Annotated in this window: 5 protein-coding genes; 3 read left to right on the forward strand and 2 right to left on the reverse strand. The window is 75.2% G+C overall.

All coding sequences use genetic code 11. From position 1 onward, the window contains the following. A partial coding sequence (locus AC2W7G_RS13985) for a hypothetical protein (RefSeq protein ID WP_485868971.1) occupies window positions 1-567 on the reverse strand: 567 nt, incomplete at its 3' end. Further along, window positions 567-791, reverse strand: a complete 225-nt coding sequence (locus AC2W7G_RS13990) for a hypothetical protein (RefSeq protein WP_485868972.1) — start codon at window positions 789-791, stop codon at window positions 567-569. The genes AC2W7G_RS13990 and AC2W7G_RS13985, both read right to left, overlap by 1 nt. Window positions 792-967: 176 nt before the next feature. Here AC2W7G_RS13990 and AC2W7G_RS13995 point away from each other — a divergent pair, with 176 nt between their 5' ends. The 3 genes from AC2W7G_RS13995 to AC2W7G_RS14005 form a co-directional block, all read left to right on the forward strand. Further along, complete coding sequence (locus AC2W7G_RS13995; protein ID WP_485868973.1) at window positions 968-1,252, forward strand: hypothetical protein; 285 nt, start codon at window positions 968-970, stop codon at window positions 1,250-1,252. A gap of 1 nt (window position 1,253) precedes the next feature. Beyond that, window positions 1,254-1,919 carry a hypothetical protein gene (locus AC2W7G_RS14000; RefSeq protein WP_485868974.1) on the forward strand — a complete coding sequence of 222 codons (666 nt, stop codon included), beginning with the start codon at window positions 1,254-1,256 and terminating at the stop codon, window positions 1,917-1,919. A gap of 72 nt (window positions 1,920-1,991) precedes the next feature. After that, a partial coding sequence (locus AC2W7G_RS14005; RefSeq protein ID WP_485868975.1) for a putative T7SS-secreted protein occupies window positions 1,992-2,323 on the forward strand: 332 nt, incomplete at its 3' end.

The following is a 2,323-nucleotide window of genomic DNA, read 5'->3' on the forward strand; positions in this document are numbered from 1 at the left end:
CTGGTCGGCGACGGCCTGGTCCAGGTGCGGCGCGAGCAGGCCCCACGTGCCGTCGGGCAGCTGGTCGCCGCCGCGCACGGGGTCGTAGACGCGGTCGATGATGCCCAGGTGGTTGCGCACCGACTCGCGCAGCTCGGCCTGCGCGGGGTGCGGCGCCCACGTGGTGACGTCGACGAGCTGGGCCAGACGCTCCTCGGTCACGGCCATCTCGACGAGCAGCGACAGCGCGCTCAGCACGAACGCCGCGTCGCGGGCCACGCCCGGCCCGCTGCCGATCTCGCCGAGCTGGGGGACGCTCGCGATGCGTCCGTCGCGGGTCATGACGCCGAGCACGCGTCCGCGGGTCCGTGCCGTCGTCGTCGCCGCGTTCACGCCCGTGGCCTCGATCGAGTCGAGCACGACCAGGCGCACGGTGGTGGGCAGCGCCTCGTACGCGCCGCGCAGCGCGGGGGAGACGTCGCTGACCGAGCGGGCGAGGGCGGCGGGGACGGCGACGCCGGCGCTGCCGTGCGCCGAGGTGCGCACCGCGGTGATGACGACGTACTCGTCAGGGTTGCCCGTGGGCATCAGCAGCTCGGCTCCGGCGGCGCAGCAGGGTCACCAGGCTCGCGCTGGGCGACCACCAGCTCGCGCCGGCGGGCCTGCGGGTCCTCCTGCGGTGCGGGCGCGTCCTGCGCGGGGGCGGCTCCGGCGGCGTCCTGCTGGCGGCGCTTGTCCTCGCTGGCGAGGAGGACGACGAGCAGCACGGCGGCGACGCCGGTCGCGGACACCGCGACGGCGAGCTCGATCATGTGACCTCCTTGTCGAGTCCGAATCCTACGGTGATCGCGGCCGGCGCGCGGCACTCCGGCCGAACCCGACCGCGCACCGGCCGTGATGGCGATCGCCTCGGGGGTCGGGCAGAATGGCCCCGGCCGTGCACGGACGCGGGGCCGGTGAGCACGAGGACACACGGGGGAAGACATCGATGGCGGACCTGCAGGTCGACGTCGACGGACTCGAGCGTCTGGTGACGTCGATGGCCGACGTGCGCCGGGGGCTGGACGACACCCGCGCCGTGGTCGCAGCCGGCGCCGACGCCCTCGGCTCGGACGAGCTGCTCGACGCCCTGGAGCACTTCGAGCGTCACTGGCAGGACGGCCGCGACCGGGTCAAGGCCAACGTCGAGGCCATCAGCGACGCGATCAGCGAGTCGGCCACGGCCTACCGCCAGGCCGACGACGACCTCGCGGCGAGCCTGGAGGCCCGCTGACGTGGCCGGCGGACCCGCGGTCGGAGACCTCGCCGGTCGGCTCGGCTTCGCCGTGTCGGTGCCGGAGAGCTGGTACGAGCTCGAGCTGCACCCGGCCCTGCGCGAGGACGCCATCCGCCGGCTCGTCGAGGAGCGCGTCCGCGACGTCGCCGAACTGTGGCCCCAGCGCAGCGCGATCCAGCGCCTGCTCGTCGAGCAGGCCGCGCAGGCCTGGGACGCCGGCGCGTCCTACTGCGCCGGGTTCAGCCTCCCGACGCAGGAGGGACCGGTCACCGGCTCGCTGACCGTCTCGCTCGTGGACGACGTGCTGGCCGGCGCGGGCACGACCGCGGACGAGCGGTTCGCCGCCGTCCCGCGCACCGACGACCCGCTGGCCCCGTACGCCGAGACGTCGGTCGTCGACGTCCCCACGGCGGGGGCCTGCCCGCGGGTGCAGGGCATCGAGGACACCCCGGTCGGCGGCGGTCGCCTGCTGCGCCACGTGTTCATGGTGACGGCCGTGCCGCTGCCCCGTGACCAGCGCACCTTCCTGATCACGGCGAGCTCGCCGTCGCTGCCGCTGGCCGACGCCCTGCTCGACCTGTTCGACGCGGTGACCGGCACCTTCCGCCTGGTCCCGCTCGACTCCGGAACCACGACGAGGAGCGACGATGTCCCGTCCGTCTGACTGGCACGAGGTCTTCGGCTTCGGCGACCCCACGCCGGGCGACGCGTGGGAGGTGCGCCGCATCGGCCGGCAGTGGGACGCGGTCGCGACGAGGCGGAGTACGCCGAGTCCACGCTGCGCGGGCTGCTGGGCGACGACGCCCTCGTCACCTGGATCGGCCAGGCCGGCGACCGCTTCCGCGAGCGCTCCAGCGAGCTGCCCTCGCAGCTGGGCAAGGTCGCGGACTCCTACCGGCTGGCGTCGGAGGCCATGACCTGGTGGGCCAACCGGCTCGAGCAGCACCAGAGCAGCGCCGACACCCAGCTCAGCCGGGGGCGCGAGGCCCGGCGCGACCTCGAGGACGCCCTCACGCGGTTGCACGCCGCCGGCGCGGACGTCCGCGACGCGCAGCGCGGCAGCTCCAG

The sequence above is a fragment of the Aeromicrobium sp. PFPM2_SD2 genome (genome assembly GCF_057364525.1).